The organism is Nostoc sp. (assembly GCF_036918245.1).
Taxonomy (GTDB): domain Bacteria; phylum Cyanobacteriota; class Cyanobacteriia; order Cyanobacteriales; family Nostocaceae; genus Nostoc.
The window spans coordinates 31738-53024 of sequence record NZ_JBALEF010000100.1 but is presented as its reverse complement, the minus strand read 5'-3'; the positions used below and the strand labels follow the sequence as shown (position 1 = coordinate 53024).

The following is a 21287-nucleotide window of genomic DNA, read 5'->3' as shown; positions in this document are numbered from 1 at the left end:
GTGAGACTTCCAACAAGTCTTTTCTCCGAAGTTCTGATCGCTGGAAGCCAGCGCTCAGACTTCTCTCCTTGTCCCCATGCCCCATGCCCAATGCCCAATTCAATAAACCCTAAATCAGCAAATTCGGACTTTTTCTCGATTGCAGACTACTATTTTTAGTCGCATAAACGCATAATAGAATAGTGACTGATCTGTTCGTACCTTTACAATCTCTCAAACAAGGTGACTGGTTCAAGCTGATCTGCGGAGCCAGTTTCCAGCATTTACCGGCAGTCAGAAGTTTAACGTTAGCCTATACTTTGGCGGGCGCTGACTGTATAGATGTTGCAGCTGATCCAGCAGTAATTGCAGCAGCGCAATCAGGGCTACAAGCAGCCAAATCTCTGGCTAGGGATGCCCAAAAGCGAGGCTTTGACTACAAAGGCAATTTACCCTTTTTGATGGTCAGCCTAAACGATGGAGAAGATCCCCATTTTCGCAAAGCAGAATTTAATCCTCATGAGTGTCCTACAGACTGTCCTAGACCCTGTGAAAGGATTTGTCCGGCACAAGCGATCGTGTTTGACAGTATCAAAGAAGACTTTTCAGGAGTAGTATCCGAAAAGTGTTATGGCTGCGGTCGTTGCATACCAATTTGCCCTTATCGTATAATTTATACAGCTTCATACGTGACAACGCCGGGAGCGATCGCGCCATTGCTAATGTCAACGGGAGTAGATGCCGTAGAAATCCATACAAAAGTTGGGCGGTTGGCAGAATTTGAACGATTATGGCAAGCAATTTCACCGTGGGCTGATCAACTAAAGTTACTAGCGATCAGCTGTCCTGATGGTGAAGGGATGATTGACTACTTGAGAGCGCTGTATGACCTGATTGCCCCACTCAAGGGTGCTTTAATTTGGCAAACTGACGGTCGTCCCATGAGTGGTGATATTGGCGATGGCACCACAATCGCCGCGGTGAAATTAGGGCAAAAAGTTTTGGCAGCTAAGTTACCGGGATATGTGCAGTTATCAGGCGGCACTAATAGTTATACCGTTGCTAAGTTAAAGGCAATGGGACTGTTAAACAGTGCTGAGTTCCGAGTTATGAGTGCTGAGAAAGACTATACTACTCAGCACGGGCCAAACCCTAGCTATCCGCTAACAGCACGGGCTAAACGCCCCGCTACCGCTAACAGCACTCAGCACTCGCACATCGCCGGGGTCGCCTACGGTAGCTATGCCCGTCTACTGCTGTCACCAATTCTCGAACAGTTAGAGAATAAGGAGGTAAGTAACACCAATGTAAAGGCGACTGTTCGCCTAGAAGAAGATGAAGTATTACTTTGGCAAGCTGTAGAACTTGCCCATTCTCTCGTTTCCCAGATCAAGTCACAGCAGGAGCGTTAATTGCTCGTTCGGAAAAATACCCAGGGCGGGTTCTCCTGCACGCAAATGTCCTCGCTATCTCTAAAAACGTCACCATAGAAAGCATGACGATTACAGACGATCTCCAAAAGTTATTAGACATTTTGCCCCAAGACCTGCAACAAGTACTAGAGAGTCATCCCAAACGAGATAGTTTAGTAGAAGTGGTCTTGGATTTGGGTCGTCGCCCAGAGGCTCGCTTTCCTAATCAAGCTGAGTATTTGAGCGAAGTACCCGTTACTCAAGAACAAATAGATGATTGCATTCAACGAGTCGGAATCTTTGGCGGAGATAATCGGGCAGGAATTGAGCAAACTTTGCATCGGATCAGCGCCATTCGCAACCGCACTGGTAAGATTATTGGCTTGACCTGTCGCGTTGGTCGGGCGGTATTCGGAACCATTGGCATGATCCGCGATTTGGTAGAAACTGGTAAATCGATTCTCATGCTGGGGCGTCCAGGCGTGGGCAAAACTACTGCCTTACGGGAAATAGCCCGTGTTTTAGCTGACGATCTGCATAAGCGAGTGGTGATTATTGACACCTCCAACGAAATCGCTGGGGATGGTGATGTTGCCCACCCCGCCATTGGTCGCGCCCGGCGGATGCAAGTGGCTCATCCAAATGAACAGCATCAGGTGATGATTGAGGCAGTGGAAAACCACATGCCAGAAGTCATTGTCATTGATGAAATTGGCACGGAACTCGAAGCTTTAGCGGCTCGTACCATTGCGGAACGGGGTGTACAGTTGGTAGGTACTGCCCACGGTAATCAGATCGAAAACCTGATTAAAAACCCCACCCTAGCTGATTTAGTTGGGGGTATCCAAGCTGTGACGCTGGGAGACGATGAAGCCAGACGGCGAGGCTCTCAAAAGACCGTTTTGGAGCGTAAAGCCCCGCCTACCTTTGAAATTGCGGTGGAAATGTTAGAACGCCAACGCTGGACAGTACACGAAAGTGTTGCTGACACCGTAGATAATCTGCTGCGGGGGCGTCAACCTACCCCACAAACGAGAACCGTTGATGACCACGGCAAAATCGCGGTTACACGTCAGTTAGCTGTTGTCAACGGTCGTGGTGGACAGCTAGGAACAGTGGAGGATTCTTTTCCACCGGCGCGACCGTCTAATGGCTGGCGTTCATCTGGACAAATGGTCGCACTACCCCAATTGCCTGTAGAACGGGTAACTGGGCGCAGTGAGTTTGATCGTTTGCTAGATGAATCCTTCAATTATTCTGAGAGCATTGATTTTGATGCTGCTACTAGACAGCCAGGGCCGAATGGTGAAGATTTGCCATTGCACGTTTACCCTTATGGGGTTAGCCGCCACCAACTGGAACAGGTAATTAGTGTGCTAACTTTGCCCGTAGTCTTGACAAAAGATATAGATAGTGCTGATGCAATTTTAGCACTGCGATCGCACGTCAAAAACCACGCCAAATTGCGCCAAATGGCCAAAGCCCGTCATGTACCCATCCACGTGATTAAGTCCAGCACCATTCCCCAAATTACCCGTGGTTTGCGGCGGTTGCTGAATATTGACGATCCAGAGATGGCCGATGATAGAGAACTGCAATTGTTTTTGCACAATGGTAGCGATGATGAGATGGATGCTCTTGAAGAAGCTAGACTTGCCGTTGAGCAAATTGTGATTCCTAAAGGACAGCCAGTCGAGTTATTGCCACGTTCTCCCCAAGTCCGCAAAATGCAACATGAGTTGGTAGAACATTATCGCCTCAAGTCGCATAGTTTTGGCGAAGAACCAAATAGAAGATTACGGATTTATCCAGCGTAACTTTAAGAACCCTACTAAAGAGTTTACCTACGATGTACACACAAACTTTTGTCAAGACAATTTACGGTTAGTCTCATAGATAGCCCCTGAGATACCTCAACCTGTCCCTCTCCTTAGTAAGGATAGGGCAGGGTGAGGTTTTGGAGGACTTTTGGGTAATCGGATAACTTATGTGTACACCGTAACGTTTTAGGAGAAAAGTCTATGCATTTGAAAAGCGCTTTAACCATCAAAAATCGCCAAAATTATTATCTCTACTCAAGCTAATAGTCCAATCTTCTCGCACTAATTCGCTGTTATCATCAACATCACGCAGCGTCTCGTAGACAAAGAATTCGTAAAGAGTGAGTAAGTCCTAATTCACTCAATCTTGCATTTTTTTAAACATCTGTTACATTACTTTACAGACAGTTGCAACTGCTACAACACTTGAACTTTGGAGTTATGCTCATGTCAGGTTTTAAGAATCCTGCGCCTATTGTTTCAGAAGATCCTAATGCTGTGCGTTTTGGCTTCACTCCTCAGAGTGAAAATTGGAATGGTCGTCTAGCAATGATTGGTTTCGTATCTGCAATTTTGATTGAAGCTTTTTCTGGTCAAGGGCTACTCCATTTCTGGGGTATCCTCTAAATTGACGAGCGTAGGGTAGAACTGCTGTACTACCCTACAAAATTCTCTATATTCCACGCCAATCATTCGTTTCTAACCGATGGCGGCTATTACGATTGGTGCAAAATATCAGATTTTTCCGGTTGAGCCAAAATATAAATGAATAATTACTTTACATTGAATATGTATAGCTAAAACTCATGGAACTACCCCAACGCGTATCAGTCCGCTACAAAGACGCGTCATACAACACCAATGAAATCCGCTTAAGAACTTTTCGGCTTGGGTTGCAAATATGGGATGAACAAACCAAACCCAGAAAAACAGAGCTTTATCAGTTTATATCGTCTTGCTTGAAACAAGTTGACCGCCAAGATCGTTTTATGTTTTCTCTGTTGTTCATAGAATTAACAGACCTCATACGCAACTCTTCTCTGGAAAGAGGAACGAAAGAGATGCTGATAAAAACAGCTTTTAGAGAATTTGCTTGTGCGATAACAGACTTTGAAGATGTTGCAAAATAAGGTTAGTCATGGGAATGCTGGAATTGCGTAGGCATAGGCATCACCTAAAGTCAGCTGACCTAATCGAGTAGGATATCTATAAATAAACAACTTTCCGATCGGATTAGTTTTTTTGCTAAATGCGCGGATGGGTAGGTGTTGGGGAAGGGGGGAATACAAAAATAGCTGAATTGCGGTATGTGCAAGGATTTGAGGGCTTTAGTATCTTGAAGCCATCCGCGCACCTTATGTAGACTGACTTTCAGCTATTTACAGTTAGCACAATTGCCACTCCTTATGTTATGATTTTTGCATTCGCGCTATTGAACCTTGAAAACCAAATAACACAAGGCTTTCAGACGGCTGCATCGCAATCAACTAAAATCCCTATTAGGGATTGAAACGATTTACAAAGCTCCGTCTCATGGTATGGGTAGATCGCAATCAACTAAAATCCCTATTAGGGATTGAAACTGAGTATTGTTGCACAGATGTTGATCAAGATTGGATCGCAATCAACTAAAATCCCTATTAGGGATTGAAACCCAAATAAATTGCTTTGCCGCTACAAACCATCCCCATCGCAATCAACTAAAATCCCTATTAGGGATTGAAACCTTACATGGCAGGGGACAAAGGGAGACAAAGGGGATAATCGCAATCAACTAAAATCCCTATTAGGGATTGAAACTTTACCGCACCAAATTATCCAAGTTGCCCGTTTACATCGCAATCAACTAAAATCCCTATTAGGGATTGAAACGCTGAGTACTTCTCTGGCACAATCCTCTAAAACAGATCGCAATCAACTAAAATCCCTATTAGGGATTGAAACTGGTTCAGGAAAAAAGTATACAATTACCCCGGACATATCGCAATCAACTAAAATCCCTATTAGGGATTGAAACGTCCATTTTGACCTTACTAAAAAAGTTAGAAAGATCGCAATCAACTAAAATCCCTATTAGGGATTGAAACACAGAAGGTCAACCTGCTTCGTTGCTGGCTGAAAACATCGCAATCAACTAAAATCCCTATTAGGGATTGAAACCCAGTGCCAGCTATGGGGTCAGTGATCGTGGCCGATCGCAATCAACTAAAATCCCTATTAGGGATTGAAACCTTAAATTAGCGTGCAGGATTGATGATAATGATAATATCGCAATCAACTAAAATCCCTATTAGGGATTGAAACTTAAATCTTTCATCGCATCTTTTGGTTGTAAAATCGCAATCAACTAAAATCCCTATTAGGGATTGAAACTAGACAACTTCTTGTACTAGACAAATTGAATATAATCGCAATCAACTAAAATCCCTATTAGGGATTGAAACAACTGATGGAGACCAACCATAGCACTCCCCCACTCGCAATCAACTCAAATCCCTATTAGGGATTGAAACAAGACGGGACTTTCTCTATACAGATGACACAGGAGATCGCAATCAACTAAAATCCCTATTAGGGATTGAAACGTGGCTGTTTCAATTACTTCATCGAAGCTAGCATCGCAATCAACTAAAATCCCTATTAGGGATTGAAACCAACTAAACGTAGTTGTTCCTTCAGAAATTTACTCGCAATCAACTAAAATCCCTATTAGGGATTGAAACTTCCCAAAAGCAGTAAATGCAATATCGATAATCCAAATCGCAATCAACTAAAATCCCTATTAGGGATTGAAACTTGAAAGTTTCTTTTACAGGAGGCACAACTTATACATCGCAATCAACTAAAATCCCTATTAGGGATTGAAACCAGTATTTGATAACCTTCTAACGGCATTTTATTAAATCGCAATCAACTAAAATCCCTATTAGGGATTGAAACCAAGGGTTTGTTGTACTAGGTGTAATGGTGCACCAGCATCGCAATCAACTAAAATCCCTATTAGTGATTGAAACTGGGTAATGCCTGTAAAGCTTTAAGGCGTAGGCGTTCCTATCGCAATCAATTAAAATCACTATCAGGGATTGGAACGAAGTGTACCGAAATTTAGCCTCTAAAAAATAGTATCAAAAAGTACAAATATTACTTTAAAGGCCATTCCACATCCAGCTTGAGGGCTGTGATATTATAGGAGACTGCTGCATACATTTTAGAAAAACTAGAAACTGAATCGACCATGGCCCTGACGCAACTGCGGAAACAAGAAATAATTTCCAACTACCAAGTTCATGAAACTGACACTGGCTCGGCCGATGTCCAAGTTGCCATGCTAACTGAGCGCATTAACCGCCTCAGCGAACATCTCCAGGCAAATAAAAAAGACCATTCTTCCCGGCGGGGACTGTTGAAGCTAATCGGCCAGCGCAAGCGTCTTCTAGCTTATATATCGCAAGAAAGTCGGGAAAAATATCAAGCTTTGATTGCTCGTCTCGGTATTCGTGGATAGGACTACCGCTTATGTCTGCTGAAGAATCTGAACGCAGTCGTTTGCCCTTTGAACCAAACAAAAAGCGCCAAAAACCCGCAAAAACTCAAAGTAAACCAGCAGCACAACCCCAAGAATCCGTCAAACAGGCTGATAAAAAAGTAGTTTACAGCAAACAAGAGATGGCAATTCCCCAAGTAGTCAGCCAACGGATGATCCGACGGGTAGCTGGGTTCTCTGGTGTACCAACAACTTTGGGCATTAGCGCCTTGGTTGTGAGCTATCTGCTTGCTATCTACTCCGACATCCGACTACCTCCCATCGCCGTGTTATTGGTGAACATGGGATTATTTGGTTTGGGGGTTTTAGGGATAACTTATGGCGTTCTTTCTGCCTCTTGGGATGAAGAAAAAGTTGGAAGTTTGCTGGGTTTGGGTGAGTTCAACACCAATTGGGGACGAATGGTGGCAGCTTGGCGCGAAACTCGGCAAAAAAACTTATAATGAACGGCGCTCAGGTATTAAGTAACTGTGGTATTGGGTAAATGAAAAAGTGAATGTTGAAGTTGAAATTTTATCACTTCAACATTGCTAATTAAAATCTTATAATTCTTTTTATACCCTATATCTAGTTATTTAGTAGTAAAACTACTGACTGAGCGCTACATTTTGTAAACAAATTTTATTTTTAACTATTTGTAATTAGGCCAATAGGCAACAATAAAGTTAGCCTATTTACAGAAAATTTTACTCAATTAATTAATCAGGAACTTTCAGATGATTATAGTAATGAAAAGTGGTTCCCCAGAGGCGGAAATAAACCGCATTGATGAGGAATTAACTAGCTGGGGGCTAACTCCAGAAAAAATTGTTGGTCAACACAAAGTAGTTATTGGTCTAGTAGGTGAAACTGCCAGCTTAGATCCACTACAAATTCAGGAACTTAGCCCCTGGATTGAGCAGGTGTTGCGCGTAGAACAACCTTACAAACGAGCTAGCCGTCAGTACCGCCACGGCGAAGCTTCAGAAGTGGTGGTTAATACTCCTGATGGAGCAGTAGTATTTGGCGAACATCAGCCTTTGATAGTCGTTGCTGGCCCCTGCTCCGTAGAAAATGAAGAAATGATTGTAGAGACGGCGCGGCGCGTCAAGGCGGCTGGAGCCGCATTTTTGCGCGGAGGGGCATACAAACCGCGGACTTCACCTTATGCCTTCCAAGGACACGGCGAGAGTGCTTTGGATTTGTTGGCAAGGGCGCGGGAAGTTAGCGGACTAGGTATTATTACAGAAGTGATGGATGCCGTAGACCTGGATAAAATTGCCGAAGTTGCTGACGTGATTCAGGTGGGGGCAAGAAATATGCAAAATTTCTCCTTGCTCAAAAAAGTAGGAGCGCAGCCGAAACCAGTTCTCTTGAAGCGGGGAATGGCAGCTACTATTGAAGATTGGTTGATGGCAGCCGAGTATATTCTGGCATCTGGCAATCCCAATGTAATCTTGTGTGAAAGAGGAATACGCACCTTTGACCGTCAATATACGCGAAATACACTGGATTTATCGGTAGTACCTGTGTTGCGAAAGCTAACTCACCTGCCAATTATGATTGACCCCAGCCACGGCGTAGGTTGGTCTGAGTTTGTGCCTTCAATGGCAATGGCTGCGATCGCAGCTGGCACAGATTCCCTGATGATAGAGGTTCACCCCAATCCTGCCAAAGCTTTATCTGACGGACCCCAATCTCTGACACCAGACCGTTTCGATAATTTGATGCAAGAATTGGCAGTAATTGGTAAGGCGGTGGGACGCTGGCAGCAACCAGCTGTGGCTCTAGCTTAAAATTCAGTTGCAACTTTGCGATCGGGTATCTCAGTATAACTCCGAGTTTGTAGTAAGGACTTTAGTCCTGATAGACTTTACTATGAGCGATGAATCGCCTACTACAAATATCGCTTACCTTCATTCCTCAAACACGCCGATCACGTTTTATATCACCAACAACTTTTTCCAAAATCCAGTTCTCTAATTTATCTGGATTTAATTGTTGCTCACGTGTAATCAATCGATTGGCAATTTCTTCATTACCACTGAGTAAATTCAGAAGTTCTTTGTACAATGGATTATTCTTGGGCACTCTTTTTGGTTTACTAGGTTGCCTCTTCATTTTTTTAAGGTCTGGTAATGGCGTATCTAACGTTGGAGACAGAGAAACTTCGGTTTGTATTTGTGTTGTTTTGAACGTAGTTGTTCCTGTGGTTTTTTGAGCTTCAAGTTACTGATAACTTGTTTCAAAACCCAGTTCTCAGATTTACCGGGGTACAACTGCCGCTCTTTTGCCAGTAATTGATTAGCTGTGTTTACGTTATTGGTTAGAGCAATTAATTCACTGTGCAGATACTTGTTGTTAATGTCTATTTCTTCCTGAGTTACTTTGAATTGGAACGTTCTTGGGGATATTGGTTGCTGAGGAACTTTAGCTTTTGGTTTTGATGTATCTATCCCATGTTCCTTAAGTAGGAATTCGTACTCATCTATAGCTTGTCTGAAAAGGTCTACAGATTCTTGGTATTGATCTACAGACTGCTTAAACAATTCTGTAGATTGTTGGTGCAGATACAAAGATTTCCTCTGAAGCAAAATCTTGATAATGCATATAACCAGCAAGAGGAATACAACAAATAAAGCAATCTGTAGCTGAAGAATGAGCGTAAGCTGCATAATGAATTTTGAGTTGGTGGTACAACTCTACAAATACGGGGAATCTCTAGGTGAAGACATCAGAAAAATTCCCGCATTTGTTTCACACTTATCGATGATGCACGTAGATCCCGCGATCGTCCGTGGTGAATGTATATCGATAAATAAAGCCATCCTACTAATGACAGGACGGCTTTCTTGTGAGCTTTCTTTGTTTTCTTGAATTTGGTCAGAAGTCCCAGATTTTTGAGACTACTCATTTACTACTCAAAAATCGCTTAAAATGGCTCACCACAGCGATTACTGTACCTGTGTGGGGAAAGCACCAGGTTGCACAGCTATGTTAAGATTCTGCCCATTGCGACGTAATTCCATACGTAAGTCGCTCCCGACTTGGCTATTTTCTACTGCCTTTTGGACACTGCTGGCATCTGTGACTGGTTGATTGCCAAGCTTTTGAATTACATCACCAGCACGTATCCCGGCTTTAGCAGCTGGTGAATTTGGTATAACTTTTACAACTAATACACCTTTATCTTCATTCACACTCAAACCACTATTGGGATCTGAGTTGATATTTTGTTTTAGCTGAGGTGTTAACCCCACCATCTGAATTCCCAGATAAGGATGTTCTACTTTACCTGTAGCTATTAGTTGACTGGAAATGCGTTGTGCTGTGTTGATAGGAATAGCAAAGCCTAATCCTTGTGCCCCTTGAATAATAGCTGTATTCATGGCAATTACCTCGCCACGAGAATTTAGCAGGGGTCCACCAGAGTTACCGGGATTAATTGCTGCGTCAGTTTGAATATACTCTACTCGCTTATCAGGAGCGCCGATTAGATTGCTACTGCGTCCAGTGGCACTGATGATTCCGGTAGTTACTGTATTATCTAATCCAAGGGGATTGCCGATCGCGATCGCCCATTCTCCGGGTTGTAGTTGATCTGAGTTACCCAAGGCTACTAACGGGAGATTGTCTGCCTGAATCTTGACAACAGCAACATCGGTCAACTCGTCTTTTCCTAACACCTTTCCTTTAAAACTACGCCCATCCTTGAGTGTTACTGTTACGGTATCAGCGCCATCAACTACGTGGGCATTGGTGAGAATACGACCATCAGCACTAATAATAAAACCTGAACCAGTACCCCGTTCTACGCGATTTTGTTGTTCTGGTATTTGAGAGCCAAAAAAGCGTTGGAAAAGTGGATCGTTAAATTCATCTGGTAACTGGGTTTTTACGGTTCGGGAAGAGTCAATTCGCACCACAGCAGGGCCTACCTTTTGCACCACCTGGGTAACAAAGTTAGGATCTGTAGCAGCTGGTAATGGAGGAGCAGCATTTACTCGACTTACTGCCAAATTAGATGCATTTTCAGACACCTGCTGAGAGTGTCCAGCCATATAGCCGCCTGCCAATGTCATACCTGATCCCAGCAGCACCAGCGATAGAGAGGCGGCAGCCTTTCTCCAGGGTTTATGATATTTGGCATCAGCAGTGTTATGTGAAATGCTATTTGATGGGTGTTCTCTGTCGCGAGATTCGTTTTGCATTGCTGTCTGGAACGATATTTAGATGTATTACTAATGTAGATATGATTTGTGACAGTTTTGTTGCGGAGGTATTGCGTTGTTGTGAAAGCTTTGGTATTTTATTGAACCGTATTGGAATATAGTCATTCGTAGAGACGCACAGCGCTGCGTACTCTTTACCATGCCTGAAGGAATAAAAATGGCACAGGGGAAAATCTTACTTAAACCTGGCACTTTATGGACAAGTGTTAAAGAACGGACTGAATATGCTTTGCAATGTGGGGCATTACTGTCGATTCCGACAGAATTTGAATTTGTTGAACAGGATGGCGTGCGCTTTTTGGTGCGGATTTTGTCTAACCTGAATCGCAAAAAAGCAGCTAAGGAGAAACAGGAAAAACAATCTGCTACTTCTAGTGAAGAGTTTAATCCTTTTTTGCCCTACGAAGAGGATTTATTTGTGGCGGATATCTCCGATACCCATGTATGTATTTTAAATAAATTCAATGTTGTAGATTATCATCTGCTAATCATCACCCGTGGTTTCGAGGAACAAGAAAGCTTACTCACGCTGGAAGATTTTACGGCTATGTGGGCGTGTTTGGCTGATTTCGATGGTTTAGCATTTTACAACAGTAGCAAAACCGCAGGTGCTAGTCAGCGACACAAGCACTTACAATTAGTACCCCTACCACTTGCCCCTTCAGGGTTGCAAATACCGATTGAAGCTTTACTAAAATCATCACAATTTCAAAACTCGAACGCAACTTTAGCAAAGCTTCCTTTTGTACACGCTTTTGCATCACTAAATTCCAATTGGGTGCGATCGCCATTGGCAGGGGCCCAAGCAACACTGGAAATTTATCGCACTTTGCGTCACGCTGTAGGTTTAGATGCAAAGCAATCTGGTGCTTACAATCTACTAGCGACACGAGAATGGATGTTGATCGTACCGCGATCGCAAGAGCATTTTCAATCTATCTCTGTGAATTCATTAGGATTCGCTGGTGCGCTGCTGGTGCGAAACGCAGCAGAAATGGAGATTCTCAAAACCCAAGGGCCAATGACTATCCTCAAAAATGTTGCTGTATCCTAATTGAGTTAGTGCAATATCCAGCAGTTTTCAAATAGATCAGGTACAAAGTGCAGGACTTAAAATCAGACATAAAAAGTTTTACTTCCTGCCCCCTGCCCCCTGCCTTTCTTCAGTAATGTCAATTTAAATCATTCTCAAGTGTTAGTGTTTCCCAATCTAAATCTGATGCTATTTGAGCAAGTTTATCTAAATCAGTCAGGTTATCTAGATAGGGTAAGCAGCCTAAAACTGGCGTATTAGTAAGTGATTGAATCAATTGATATGGTGTCCAGTCGGCTATTTCTGCATCCGTTCGGGGTTGTACGCAGTTTAAAACAATGCCTTTGAGATTGACGCGCGATTGTCTAGCTAATGCTACATTCGCCACTGCTTGAGCGATCGCACCCAATCTCACTGGTACTACCAATAGTGTTGGTAAACGCCATTCCCCCGCCAAATCAGCTACCGTTAATTCCTCAGTTATTGGCGAACCTAACCCTCCCAAGGCTTCTACAAGTACAAAATCACGCTGCGATCGCAACTTAGACAAAGCTTGCCACACAAGTGCTAAATCTACTCGGCGATTTTCCCGTGCTGCTGCTATAGGAGGAGCAAGAGGTGCTTGAAAATACAAAGGTGTAATTTCTTCAGCAGATTGTTCTAGTGCAAATAATTTTTGATACCACTCGCGATCGCCAATCCCCGATTGAATCGGTTTCATGATTCCCCAGCGACGCTGCGGGTAATATTTTTGCCAATAAGCTGCTAACGCTGTTGTTAAAACAGTTTTACCAGCTTCCGTATCAGTTCCAGTAATCAGTAGTGTGTTTAACATTAATTTCTTTGGCCAGAAAATGGTTGTGTTCCATCAGGCGGCGGAAAAGTTGGCGCTTCAGTAGTGTTCGGAATTGGCAAGGGTGTCTCTGTGGGAATTGGCAAAGGTGTTTCTGTGGGAATTGGCAAAGGTGTTTCTGTGGGAATTGGCAAGGGTGTCTCTGTAGGAATTGGCAAGGGTGTTTCTGTGGGAATTGGCAAGGGTGTTTCTGTCGGTGTTGGTTTGACTGGTTTTTCTAATGCAACATTGAGATTGTAATTGCTTTCGGCAACTCCTGAAAGCAGAGTTAACTCAATAGTGTATCTACCAGTAACCAACAATGTGCCTTGATAAAATGTGACTTGTTGGGCAGTATTCTCAATTGCTTGTCCATTGGGAGTTAAGACTGTTAGCAGAATGCTGCTTCCTGGGTCAATAAACGTGTTTAATTTAGCACCTTCTCGCCCAAAAAAGCTGTACTGGATGATTTGATTTGCTTTGAGAGTACCTTCAACCGTGGTTGGGTTAGAGGCTGTAAGCTTGAGGCGCTTAGTAGATACAACAGGGCGATCGTTAGTAGGTGTGGGTGTGGGCGTCGGTGTTGGTGTCGGTGTCGGTGTCGGTGTGAATGTAGTACCACCAGAAATTACTGGTGAAGGGAAATTTTGTGGAAGCGTCTCATCTGATGTTTTTGACTGACTGCGGATGGAACTGACTAGTGCCCAAGAACCAAATCCTGCTACGATCACGACAGCAATAGCAATTGCGGCGATCGCTAACGGATTATCCAAAATTGAGCTAGTGGGACTTGGTGGAATCACTGGATCAGGTTTCTTGGGCGAAGCTGCTGGTGCTACTAAGTCAGGACGGCGACCAACTGCCATTGTCTGCAAGTTAGACACATTTACATTAGGAAGAGTAACTTCCTGTAAAGGTTGTAGTGCTTGAGATACACTAGCAGCACTTTGATAGCGATCGCTCGGTATATGATTCAACATTCGATTCAAAACCTGGGCAAATCGCGGGTTCACTTTTACCCACCGTTGCCAATTCCAAGTTAGTTGGTTTTGATCAAATAGATCCTTTGGTTCTTTACCAGTCAGCAAAACAATCGCGCTTACCGCTAATGCATACAAATCACTACTAGGATAAGCTCCCCCTGTTTGCATTTGTTCGCTGGGAGAGTAGCCTAATTTTCCCACGGTGGTTTCTGGTAGCGGATTATCTGGCGATCGTAAACGTGTTGCTAGTTCTTTTACCACCCCAAAGTCAATTAACACCGGTTTAGCGTCACTATCTCGCAAAATAATGTTTTCTGGCGAGATATCCCGGTGAATAATTCCTCGACTGTGAATATGCTCTAAAACAGGCAATAACATCTGTATTAGCTGCAATACTTCAGCCTCTGTGAAAGTTTGACCAACAGCTTGACGTTCAGCCAGCAGAGTTCGGTATGTCTGACCTGCAACGTAGTCCTCCACCAAAAATAAGCGTTGGTCTTGCTCAAATCTCTCCCGGAATTTCGGCACTTGTGGGTGTTCAATTTGATATAAAATGGCAGCTTCTCGATGAAAAAGCTCTTGTGCCCTCTCCCAATCCAAAGCCGACCTTGCTGTTGAATTCAATTCCTTGATCGCGCAAAGTTCGTTAAAGCGCCTCTGGTCTTCTGCCAAATAGGTTCTACCAAATCCTCCTTGTCCGAGAATTTGAATTATGCGGTAACGGTTTTGCAAGACAGTGCCAACTGTAATCGGTGGTTGCATGATCGATTGATTGAGTGTAGTAGCAACTGAGGAGGAAGTCACCCACAAAGATTAAGTCCAAGAGGCGACGGACAGTTACCTGCGGCAATATTCTACTATACTCAACCACTACACTCCACCAGAGCAAGGTTGTTTCCTACTCCATAACTTAAGAGTCCCCAATCCTCAATTCAATTTCTCTTCCTAGAAAAACCATAAATTTTGAAATATACAAAATTAACTTGAGAATCCAGGTTATACAAATCACCTACAAATCTTGATTTTGCCAATTGTTTTTTGAGCTAGATGGCGTTTCTCTTTGATCCTAAATTTGGGCTATTTACCAAATTTATTGGAGCGGCGATCGCCCCAACATCCAAAATTATCATTCGTTTGAGTCGCAGGGCAGAGGCAGTTATCGCTGCACGCAACTGGATCGCTCGCAACCACCCAAAGATTACAGCACACCCAACAGTACTAATTTTATCCCACCAGCAATACGGGTGCTAACTAATTTATCGGCAATTGCTAGTTTACACTTGACAAAATGCTCAGGTTTAGGTTCAAAATTTACAATGTTATTGATATTGAACAACTTTTCTAGATTTAATTACAAAATTAGAAGTAAAAATATTTACAGGTATTTACTTAGATGGGATTATTTTTATTGAGTAATGTTTTAGTACCAAAAAAATATCTTTATTTAATATTTATTTAATATTTCTTCAAACTTTATCTAAAAACGTGCTTGTACGTGGAGTAATTTTGTCCACTGCTAGCCTCTTCTAATCCTGTATGATTGTCGTTTTTGTCAATCCGTAATTTTTAGAGCAATAAGATACAATTTACTACTTAGGGAGAGGTGCTATACTGTGTGAGGACAAACTCTTTAATATTACTAAAGTTGTCAATGCTTTACTGTCAGCTATCAATGAGGTAATGAGAAGAACCTACCACACCAATAATGTTTAAGCGATTAGGGTTATTTACCTCAACCAAAAAATTGAACTATAAACCTAGTGCATGGACTTGATGTTAGTTAAGCTATCAATAGCTTGTTTGCCAAGAAAACTAGATAATTAGCGAATAATAAGTTTATGCAAAAATGTTTAAATTGTGTATGGAAGCTTCAATAAAACTTACAGATGTTTGTTTAGGCTATTTCTTGGTTAAATCTATTAAATCTCTAATGATAATATTGCTATGAATGCACATAGAGGATCTGCTGTGCTCAGTTCTGCAACTTTCAAAGTGCAACCATCTGCAACAGGACTGAACGATAATCATCGCCTGCGGCTGTTTTCTGGCTCTGCCAATTTACAACTGTCTCAAGAAGTCGCTCGTTATCTGGGCATGGACTTGGGGCCAATGATTCGCAAAAGATTTGCGGATGGAGAACTTTACGTTCAAATCCAAGAATCGATTCGGGGTTGTGATGTCTATTTAATCCAGCCATGTTGTCAACCCGTCAACGATCATTTGATGGAATTATTGATTATGGTTGACGCCTGTCGTCGAGCTTCTGCGCGACAGGTAACGGCAGTAATTCCCTACTATGGCTATGCTCGTGCCGATCGCAAAACGGCAGGACGAGAGTCAATAACCGCCAAGCTGGTTGCTAACTTGATCACCGAAGCCGGTGCCAACCGCGTTCTCGCAATGGATTTACACTCGGCTCAGATTCAAGGATATTTCGATATACCCTTTGACCATGTTTACGGTTCACCAGTATTGCTAGATTATCTAGCCAGCAAACAACTTCCCGATCTGGTGGTTGTTTCTCCCGATGTTGGTGGTGTAGCACGAGCTAGGGCATTTGCGAAAAAACTGGGTGATGCTCCACTGGCGATTATTGACAAACGTCGTCAGGCTCATAATGTTGCAGAAGTGTTAAATGTCATTGGTGATGTTAAAGGCAAAACGGCAGTGTTAGTAGATGACATGATTGACACTGGGGGCACGATCGCAGAAGGAGCGCGATTACTGCGTGAAGAAGGAGCGCGTCAGGTATATGCCTGTGCAACTCATGCGGTATTCTCTCCACCAGCGATGGAGCGGTTGTCCAGTGGCTTGTTTGAGGAAGTCATTGTCACCAATACCATTCCAATACCAGAAAACAATCGTTTTTCACAACTAGTGGTGCTGTCAGTAGCTAATCTATTGGGAGAAACTATCTGGCGAATTCATGAAGATACTTCAGTTAGTAGTATGTTCCGCTAGACTGTGATTCGTGTTATAGCAAGGGACTGGTGACTAGGGACTGGGTGAAAAGTCTTTGTCTTGAAAAGTTCAGATCGGCGGAAGCCGCCGCTCCGACTTTTCGCTTTGTGTCTAAGTTTTATCATCTATTGATGTCCTAATCACCAAGGCTTTTGCTATATACAGAGTTGTGAACAATTTAGGAATGAGGGAGATCAGGAGAATGCTTTTGTTATACCGTTTATTCGTAAAGCTGCAATTTATTTTACCCATAGGCTAGCGCCGTACCACGCCAATGCATCGACCTGCAATGCCAATGCATCGACCTGCAATGCCAATGCATCGACCTGTGATGCCAATGCATCGACCTGTGATGCCAATGCATCGACCCGCAATGCCAATGCATCGACCTGTGATGCCAATGCATCGACCCGCAATGCCAATGCATCAACCTGTAAAGATTAGCCCACCCTACGTTACGCAGCAACTATAAAAGACTTGTGTGCAGATGGTAGCTTCTCCCTTTAGGAGAAGCTAGCGCCAAGGGAGAAACGCCAAGAGCGCCTTCTCTACCTTCGGCTGCGCCAACGCAAACGCAGAGCGGACGCACCAGAAAAATTCTTAGAGTGTGCGTAAGTCCTAATACATTTGCTTATCCAAAGCCCCAAAGGTCAAAATAAGATGCGTTTCCCCTGCCCTACTCTCTTCTTTTTTACCGATACAGCCAAACTCGGAGTAGTGAAAGCAGTTGCTCAGTATCTACAGGTTTGGTAATGTAGTCAGAAGCCCCAGCTTCAATGCACTTTTCCTTGTCACCTGGCATGGCTTTAGCAGTTAAAGCAATGATTGGTAGTGAGCGAAACTGTTGTTGCTGGCGGATGGCGCGGGTGGTTTCGTAACCATCCATTTCCGGCATCATGATATCCATTAAAACTATATTAATTTCAGGATTAGTTTGTAGCCTCTCTATGCCATCTCTACCGTTTTCGGCAAATAGCACTTGCATTTGATAGCTTTCTAAAAAGCTGGTCAGGGCAAAAATATTTCGCAGGTCATCATCTACAATCAAAATTTTCCGATTAGTCAGCACCGGGTCAGTTTGATGTAATTGCTCTAGCATTTGCCGCTTTGGTGTGGGCAAATTTGCTTGCACTCGATGCAAAAATAGGGCAGTTTCGTCTAACAACCGCTCTGGCGATCGCACATTTTTAATAATAATTGTCTCTGCAAGTCCCCGCAGCTGGGTTTCTTCTTGTCGGCTGAGTTCTTTGCCGGTGTAAACAATTATCGGCAGTTTCAAAAGCCTGGGTTCAAGTTTTATCTGCTCAATTAGGGTAAATCCGCTCATATCGGGCAGACCGAGATCCATTACCATACAATCAAAGTGATGCGATCGCAAAATCGAGAGGGCTTCTGCCCCCGTACCCACTGCTGTACTCTGGACATCGCTGTTACCAATCAGTTCGATAATACTTTGGGCTTGTACTGCGTCATCTTCTACGATCAGGAGATTTTTTACCTGACGTTCAATAAAGCCTTTAATCTCAGTCAATACCTGAGTTAGCGCTTCTGGAGACACGGGTTTTTGTAAATAGGTAATCGCTCCCAGCTGTAATCCCCGTTGTTGTCTTTCATCAACAGAAAGTATGTGTACTGGTATATGTCTGGTATCTGGTTTATGCTTCAGACGATCCAGCACCGTCCAACCATCCATCTCTGGCATGTGGATATCTAGCATAATCGCATTCGGTTTAAACTGTTGCGCTAGTGCTAAACCTTGTTTACTCTGTAAAGCAACGATGGTTTTAAAGCCTTGCTGACGTGCCATATCTAGTAAGATGCGGGCGAATTTATCGTCATCCTCGATAATTAGCAAAATGCGATCGCCCGGTTGAATTATTTCCCGGTCATCTGGAATATCGTTGGGTAAGCTGGGAAGTACTTTTACTGATGAAGAGATGTCCACAGTTGTCGGTCTGTTTTCCACCATTGGCAGTTCTTTGATGGTCGATGCTGTGCGGATAGAGCTGGTTGGCTCAAGGGGTGGTGTAGTGATATTTTGACCATTTTTTTCCTGTCGTCTGGGCAAATAAAGGGTGAAGGTGCTTCCCTCTCCTGGTTGGCTGAGTAGTTCAATTCTCCCTCCCAACAGTTGAGCTAATTCACGGCTGATGGACAAGCCCAAGCCAGTTCCGCCGTACTTGCGACTGGTGGTACCATCTGCCTGTTGAAATGCCTCGAAAATAATCTTCTGCTTTTCGGCTGGAATGCCTATGCCCGTGTCGCTGACAGCAAAAGCAATCATGGGCTTATCAAGTTGGGCTGCCTCATCTGCCATGCTAATTTGTAACTTCACGCCTCCCTGTTCTGTAAATTTAAAGGCATTAGCTAGGAGATTTTTCAGCACTTGTTGCAGACGTTTGGAGTCGTTATAAATTGTCGGTGGTAACTTCTCATCCAGTTCAATAGTAAAACTGAGTTCTTTCTTGTGGGCAACTTGCCAAAAAGTCTGCTCTAGAGATGTCTCCAAATCTGCAAGAGCAATTTGCTCAATATCGAGCGACATAGTACCTGACTCAATTTTTGCCAAATCTAGAATGTCATTGATCAATTCCAGCAAATCAGTCCCAGCCGAGTAGATAGTCCGGCTGTACTCTACCTGTTTGTCGGTCAAGTTGTTAAGAGAGTTATCTGCTAGCAGCCTTGCTAAAATTAATAGGCTATTTAACGGTGTCCGCAGCTCGTGGGACATGTTCGCGAGAAATTCCGATTTATATTTGGAAGACAAAGCCAGTTGTTCAGCTTTTTCTTCAAAAGACTGCCTCGCCCGCTCAACTTCCTGGTTTTTGCGAACCACTTCCCGATTTTGAACTTCTAACAATTCTGCCTTTTCTTCTAGCTCCTCATTTAATTGTTGTAATTCTTCGTTAGATTGCTTGACAAGAAATTGTGATTCTTCTAACTCGTGTGCCTGTTCTTCCAAGCGTTGATTGCTTTGCTGTAGTTCTTCTTGCTGGGTTTGCAGTTCTTCTGTTAAAGCAACAGACTCTTCAAGTAGTTGCTGTGTTTGCAATTGTGAGGCGATGTTATTTAAAAATACACCCAGATTTTCACTCAATTGCTCTAAAAATGTTAGATGCAATGGGTTAAAAGATCCAAAAGAGGCAAGTTCAATTACAGCATTTACCTGCGCTTCAAATAGTATGGGCAAGACAATAATATTTAGCGGTGGTGCTTCTCCCAAGCCGGAACTGATACGGATATAGTCACTGGGAACTTCCGTGAGGAGGATTCTTTGTTTTTCTAGGGCGCATTGTCCCACCAATCCCTCACCCAAGCGAAACTGATTTGCTAGGTTTTTCCGCTCTTTGTAAGCATAACCACTCAACAACTTCAGCACAGGCTGGTCGTCTATAGAGTCCATTACATAAAAAACGCCCTGCGATGCTCCAACCAGTGGTGCTAAATTCGACAAGATCAGACTAGACACACTTTCCAGATTTCGCTGCCCTTGGAGCATCTGGGTAAATTCAGCTAAGTTAGATTTTAGCCAGTTTTGCTCGTCATTTTTTTGAGTTGTGTTTCGGAGATTAACGATCATCTGGTTAAAGGTGCGCGTCAACACACCAATTTCATCTTGGCGATCGCTATCTGGTAAACTTACAGATAAATCCCCATCTGCCAACTTTTGAGCCAAATCAGAAACTCGCTTTAGCGGTGCTGAGATATGTCTGGTCAGGGCGAATCCGATCAAAGCTAAGAGCAAAGAAAATAAGGGAATACTATAAATAATAGTGGCGAGTGTTTGCCGAGCAGCTGCTTGTGCCTTCTCAGAGCGCTGTTTTAGCAGTGTATTCTCCTCATGTTCCATCGTCTGGATAACTTTGCGGATTTCACTCATTAGCTGCTTGCCTCGGTCTGTCAGAACCACCTTCTGAGAAGCTTCAAAACCTTGGTTTTGGCGCAAATCGATAGTTTCTTTAAGTTCGTCCAGCTTCTGAGTGATTAATGGCTGTAAAATATCCAGCTGCTGTTGCTGCTTGGGATTATCTGTTGTTAAATTCTGAAGATCCTTAAATTTTTGATCCAGTACTTGAATGGCTGCATTATACGGTTCTAAATAGCGCTGTTCTCCAGTCAGAACGTAACCACGTTGCCCAGTTTCAGCATTTGTCAGTTGCAAGTTGAGGTCTTCAAGCTGACTTAACACCTGGTAAGTATGGCTTTCTTGGCGCGAAGTTTCAACTAGCTGATTCGTGCTTTGGTAGGAGATTAGACCAATGGTGGTCAGAGTTGCCAAACTCAGGGCAAAACTTACTCCAATCTTGGTTCCAATCTTCAAACGGTTCAACATTATTCCAGGCAGGTATTCAAATTATTTTTGTTTTTGAGACTATTATGATTGTGTTTTGCTATCCAAAATAAATGTATAATATTTCGTTCATCTGGGATATGGCTAGTTGTTTGCGCACTAACTACTATCATTTTTATCCTCAGATTTTTATATATTTAACTTTATTTTAAATAATTATT

The 21287-nt window shown here is 43.2% G+C and carries 18 protein-coding genes and 1 CRISPR repeat array; of the genes, 12 read left to right on the top strand and 6 right to left on the bottom strand.

Annotated elements, in window-relative coordinates:
* The first annotated feature begins 182 nt into the window (after positions 1-182).
* The 7 genes from ldpA (at position 183) to aroF (ending at position 8530) form a co-directional block, all read left to right on the top strand.
* Positions 183-1391 carry a circadian clock protein LdpA gene (gene ldpA / locus V7L12_RS28905; protein ID WP_335089626.1) on the top strand — a complete coding sequence of 403 codons (1209 nt, stop codon included), beginning with the start codon at positions 183-185 and terminating at the stop codon, positions 1389-1391.
* An 83-nt stretch (positions 1392-1474) separates the two neighbouring features.
* A complete protein-coding gene (locus V7L12_RS28900) occupies positions 1475-3208 on the top strand; it encodes a R3H domain-containing nucleic acid-binding protein (RefSeq protein WP_335089639.1) in 1734 nt (577 codons plus the stop codon).
* A gap of 450 nt (positions 3209-3658) precedes the next feature.
* On the top strand, positions 3659-3838 hold the full coding sequence (locus tag V7L12_RS28895; RefSeq protein ID WP_094348356.1) for a chlorophyll a/b-binding protein: 180 nt from the start codon (positions 3659-3661) through the stop codon (positions 3836-3838).
* Between the two features lie 179 nt (positions 3839-4017).
* Positions 4018-4341 (top strand): hypothetical protein, encoded by a 324-nt coding sequence (locus tag V7L12_RS28890; RefSeq protein ID WP_334824125.1) that lies wholly within the window; start codon positions 4018-4020, stop codon positions 4339-4341.
* A gap of 346 nt (positions 4342-4687) precedes the next feature.
* A CRISPR array of direct repeats spans positions 4688-6301; the repeat unit is 37 nt; unit sequence ATCGCAATCAACTAAAATCCCTATTAGGGATTGAAAC.
* A gap of 145 nt (positions 6302-6446) precedes the next feature.
* Positions 6447-6716: a 30S ribosomal protein S15 gene (gene rpsO, locus V7L12_RS28885; protein WP_041565894.1), complete on the top strand. Its 270-nt coding sequence runs from the start codon at positions 6447-6449 to the stop codon at positions 6714-6716.
* 11 nt (positions 6717-6727) lie between these two features.
* Positions 6728-7198: a PAM68 family protein gene (locus tag V7L12_RS28880; protein ID WP_335089624.1), complete on the top strand. Its 471-nt coding sequence runs from the start codon at positions 6728-6730 to the stop codon at positions 7196-7198.
* Between the two features lie 273 nt (positions 7199-7471).
* Positions 7472-8530: a 3-deoxy-7-phosphoheptulonate synthase gene (aroF, locus tag V7L12_RS28875; RefSeq protein ID WP_335089622.1), complete on the top strand. Its 1059-nt coding sequence runs from the start codon at positions 7472-7474 to the stop codon at positions 8528-8530.
* A gap of 127 nt (positions 8531-8657) precedes the next feature.
* Here the strand turns inward: aroF and V7L12_RS28870 are convergent, their stop codons facing one another.
* Entirely contained in the window at positions 8658-8855 is a 198-nt protein-coding gene (locus V7L12_RS28870) for a hypothetical protein (RefSeq protein WP_335089620.1), read from the bottom strand.
* A 26-nt stretch (positions 8856-8881) separates the two neighbouring features.
* Complete coding sequence (locus V7L12_RS28865) at positions 8882-9409, bottom strand: hypothetical protein (protein ID WP_335089619.1); 528 nt, start codon at positions 9407-9409, stop codon at positions 8882-8884.
* A 1-nt stretch (position 9410) separates the two neighbouring features.
* Here V7L12_RS28865 and V7L12_RS28860 point away from each other — a divergent pair, with 1 nt between their 5' ends.
* Positions 9411-9611 (top strand): hypothetical protein, encoded by a 201-nt coding sequence (locus V7L12_RS28860; RefSeq protein ID WP_335089617.1) that lies wholly within the window; start codon positions 9411-9413, stop codon positions 9609-9611.
* A gap of 77 nt (positions 9612-9688) precedes the next feature.
* Here the strand turns inward: V7L12_RS28860 and V7L12_RS28855 are convergent, their stop codons facing one another.
* Positions 9689-10945: an HhoA/HhoB/HtrA family serine endopeptidase gene (locus V7L12_RS28855; RefSeq protein ID WP_335089615.1), complete on the bottom strand. Its 1257-nt coding sequence runs from the start codon at positions 10943-10945 to the stop codon at positions 9689-9691.
* A gap of 178 nt (positions 10946-11123) precedes the next feature.
* Between V7L12_RS28855 and V7L12_RS28850 the strand changes: the two genes are divergently transcribed.
* Positions 11124-12020 (top strand): ATP adenylyltransferase family protein, encoded by an 897-nt coding sequence (locus tag V7L12_RS28850; protein ID WP_335089614.1) that lies wholly within the window; start codon positions 11124-11126, stop codon positions 12018-12020.
* Positions 12021-12138: 118 nt separating this feature from the next.
* Here V7L12_RS28850 and bioD read toward each other — a convergent pair whose 3' ends face one another.
* Complete coding sequence (bioD, locus tag V7L12_RS28845; protein WP_335089612.1) at positions 12139-12834, bottom strand: dethiobiotin synthase; 696 nt, start codon at positions 12832-12834, stop codon at positions 12139-12141.
* Positions 12834-14576, bottom strand: coding sequence for a protein kinase domain-containing protein (locus tag V7L12_RS28840; protein WP_335089610.1), 1743 nt, complete (start codon positions 14574-14576; stop codon positions 12834-12836). Before V7L12_RS28840 ends, bioD begins: the two co-directional genes overlap by 1 nt.
* 285 nt (positions 14577-14861) lie before the next feature.
* On the opposite strand from V7L12_RS28840, the gene V7L12_RS28835 reads away from it, so the two are divergent.
* The 3 genes from V7L12_RS28835 (at position 14862) to V7L12_RS28825 (ending at position 17247) form a co-directional block, all read left to right on the top strand.
* Positions 14862-15065 carry a hypothetical protein gene (locus tag V7L12_RS28835; RefSeq protein ID WP_335089608.1) on the top strand — a complete coding sequence of 68 codons (204 nt, stop codon included), beginning with the start codon at positions 14862-14864 and terminating at the stop codon, positions 15063-15065.
* Between the two features lie 693 nt (positions 15066-15758).
* Positions 15759-16775 carry a ribose-phosphate pyrophosphokinase gene (locus V7L12_RS28830; protein WP_335089606.1) on the top strand — a complete coding sequence of 339 codons (1017 nt, stop codon included), beginning with the start codon at positions 15759-15761 and terminating at the stop codon, positions 16773-16775.
* 274 nt (positions 16776-17049) lie between these two features.
* A complete protein-coding gene (locus tag V7L12_RS28825) occupies positions 17050-17247 on the top strand; it encodes a hypothetical protein (protein WP_335089604.1) in 198 nt (65 codons plus the stop codon).
* Positions 17248-17466: 219 nt separating this feature from the next.
* Here the strand turns inward: V7L12_RS28825 and V7L12_RS28820 are convergent, their stop codons facing one another.
* Positions 17467-21108, bottom strand: coding sequence for a response regulator (locus V7L12_RS28820; protein ID WP_335089602.1), 3642 nt, complete (start codon positions 21106-21108; stop codon positions 17467-17469).
* Between the last annotated feature and the right edge of the window lie 179 nt (positions 21109-21287).

What these genes read in the sequence shown, in the direction of transcription:
- V7L12_RS28900 (WP_335089639.1), top strand. Translation starts at nt 1,475, where the DNA reads ATGACGATTACAGACGATCTCCAAAAGTTATTAGACATTTTGCCCCAA.
- V7L12_RS28895 (WP_094348356.1), top strand. Translation starts at nt 3,659, where the DNA reads ATGTCAGGTTTTAAGAATCCTGCGCCTATTGTTTCAGAAGATCCTAAT.
- V7L12_RS28890 (WP_334824125.1), top strand. Translation starts at nt 4,018, where the DNA reads ATGGAACTACCCCAACGCGTATCAGTCCGCTACAAAGACGCGTCATAC.
- rpsO (WP_041565894.1), top strand. Translation starts at nt 6,447, where the DNA reads ATGGCCCTGACGCAACTGCGGAAACAAGAAATAATTTCCAACTACCAA.
- V7L12_RS28880 (WP_335089624.1), top strand. Translation starts at nt 6,728, where the DNA reads ATGTCTGCTGAAGAATCTGAACGCAGTCGTTTGCCCTTTGAACCAAAC.
- aroF (WP_335089622.1), top strand. Translation starts at nt 7,472, where the DNA reads ATGATTATAGTAATGAAAAGTGGTTCCCCAGAGGCGGAAATAAACCGC.
- V7L12_RS28870 (WP_335089620.1), bottom strand. Translation starts at nt 8,855, where the DNA reads ATGAAGAGGCAACCTAGTAAACCAAAAAGAGTGCCCAAGAATAATCCA.
- V7L12_RS28865 (WP_335089619.1), bottom strand. Translation starts at nt 9,409, where the DNA reads ATGCAGCTTACGCTCATTCTTCAGCTACAGATTGCTTTATTTGTTGTA.
- V7L12_RS28860 (WP_335089617.1), top strand. Translation starts at nt 9,411, where the DNA reads ATGAATTTTGAGTTGGTGGTACAACTCTACAAATACGGGGAATCTCTA.
- V7L12_RS28855 (WP_335089615.1), bottom strand. Translation starts at nt 10,945, where the DNA reads ATGCAAAACGAATCTCGCGACAGAGAACACCCATCAAATAGCATTTCA.
- V7L12_RS28850 (WP_335089614.1), top strand. Translation starts at nt 11,124, where the DNA reads ATGGCACAGGGGAAAATCTTACTTAAACCTGGCACTTTATGGACAAGT.
- bioD (WP_335089612.1), bottom strand. Translation starts at nt 12,834, where the DNA reads ATGTTAAACACACTACTGATTACTGGAACTGATACGGAAGCTGGTAAA.
- V7L12_RS28840 (WP_335089610.1), bottom strand. Translation starts at nt 14,576, where the DNA reads ATGCAACCACCGATTACAGTTGGCACTGTCTTGCAAAACCGTTACCGC.
- V7L12_RS28835 (WP_335089608.1), top strand. Translation starts at nt 14,862, where the DNA reads ATGGCGTTTCTCTTTGATCCTAAATTTGGGCTATTTACCAAATTTATT.
- V7L12_RS28830 (WP_335089606.1), top strand. Translation starts at nt 15,759, where the DNA reads ATGAATGCACATAGAGGATCTGCTGTGCTCAGTTCTGCAACTTTCAAA.
- V7L12_RS28825 (WP_335089604.1), top strand. Translation starts at nt 17,050, where the DNA reads ATGCATCGACCTGCAATGCCAATGCATCGACCTGCAATGCCAATGCAT.
- V7L12_RS28820 (WP_335089602.1), bottom strand. Translation starts at nt 21,108, where the DNA reads ATGTTGAACCGTTTGAAGATTGGAACCAAGATTGGAGTAAGTTTTGCC.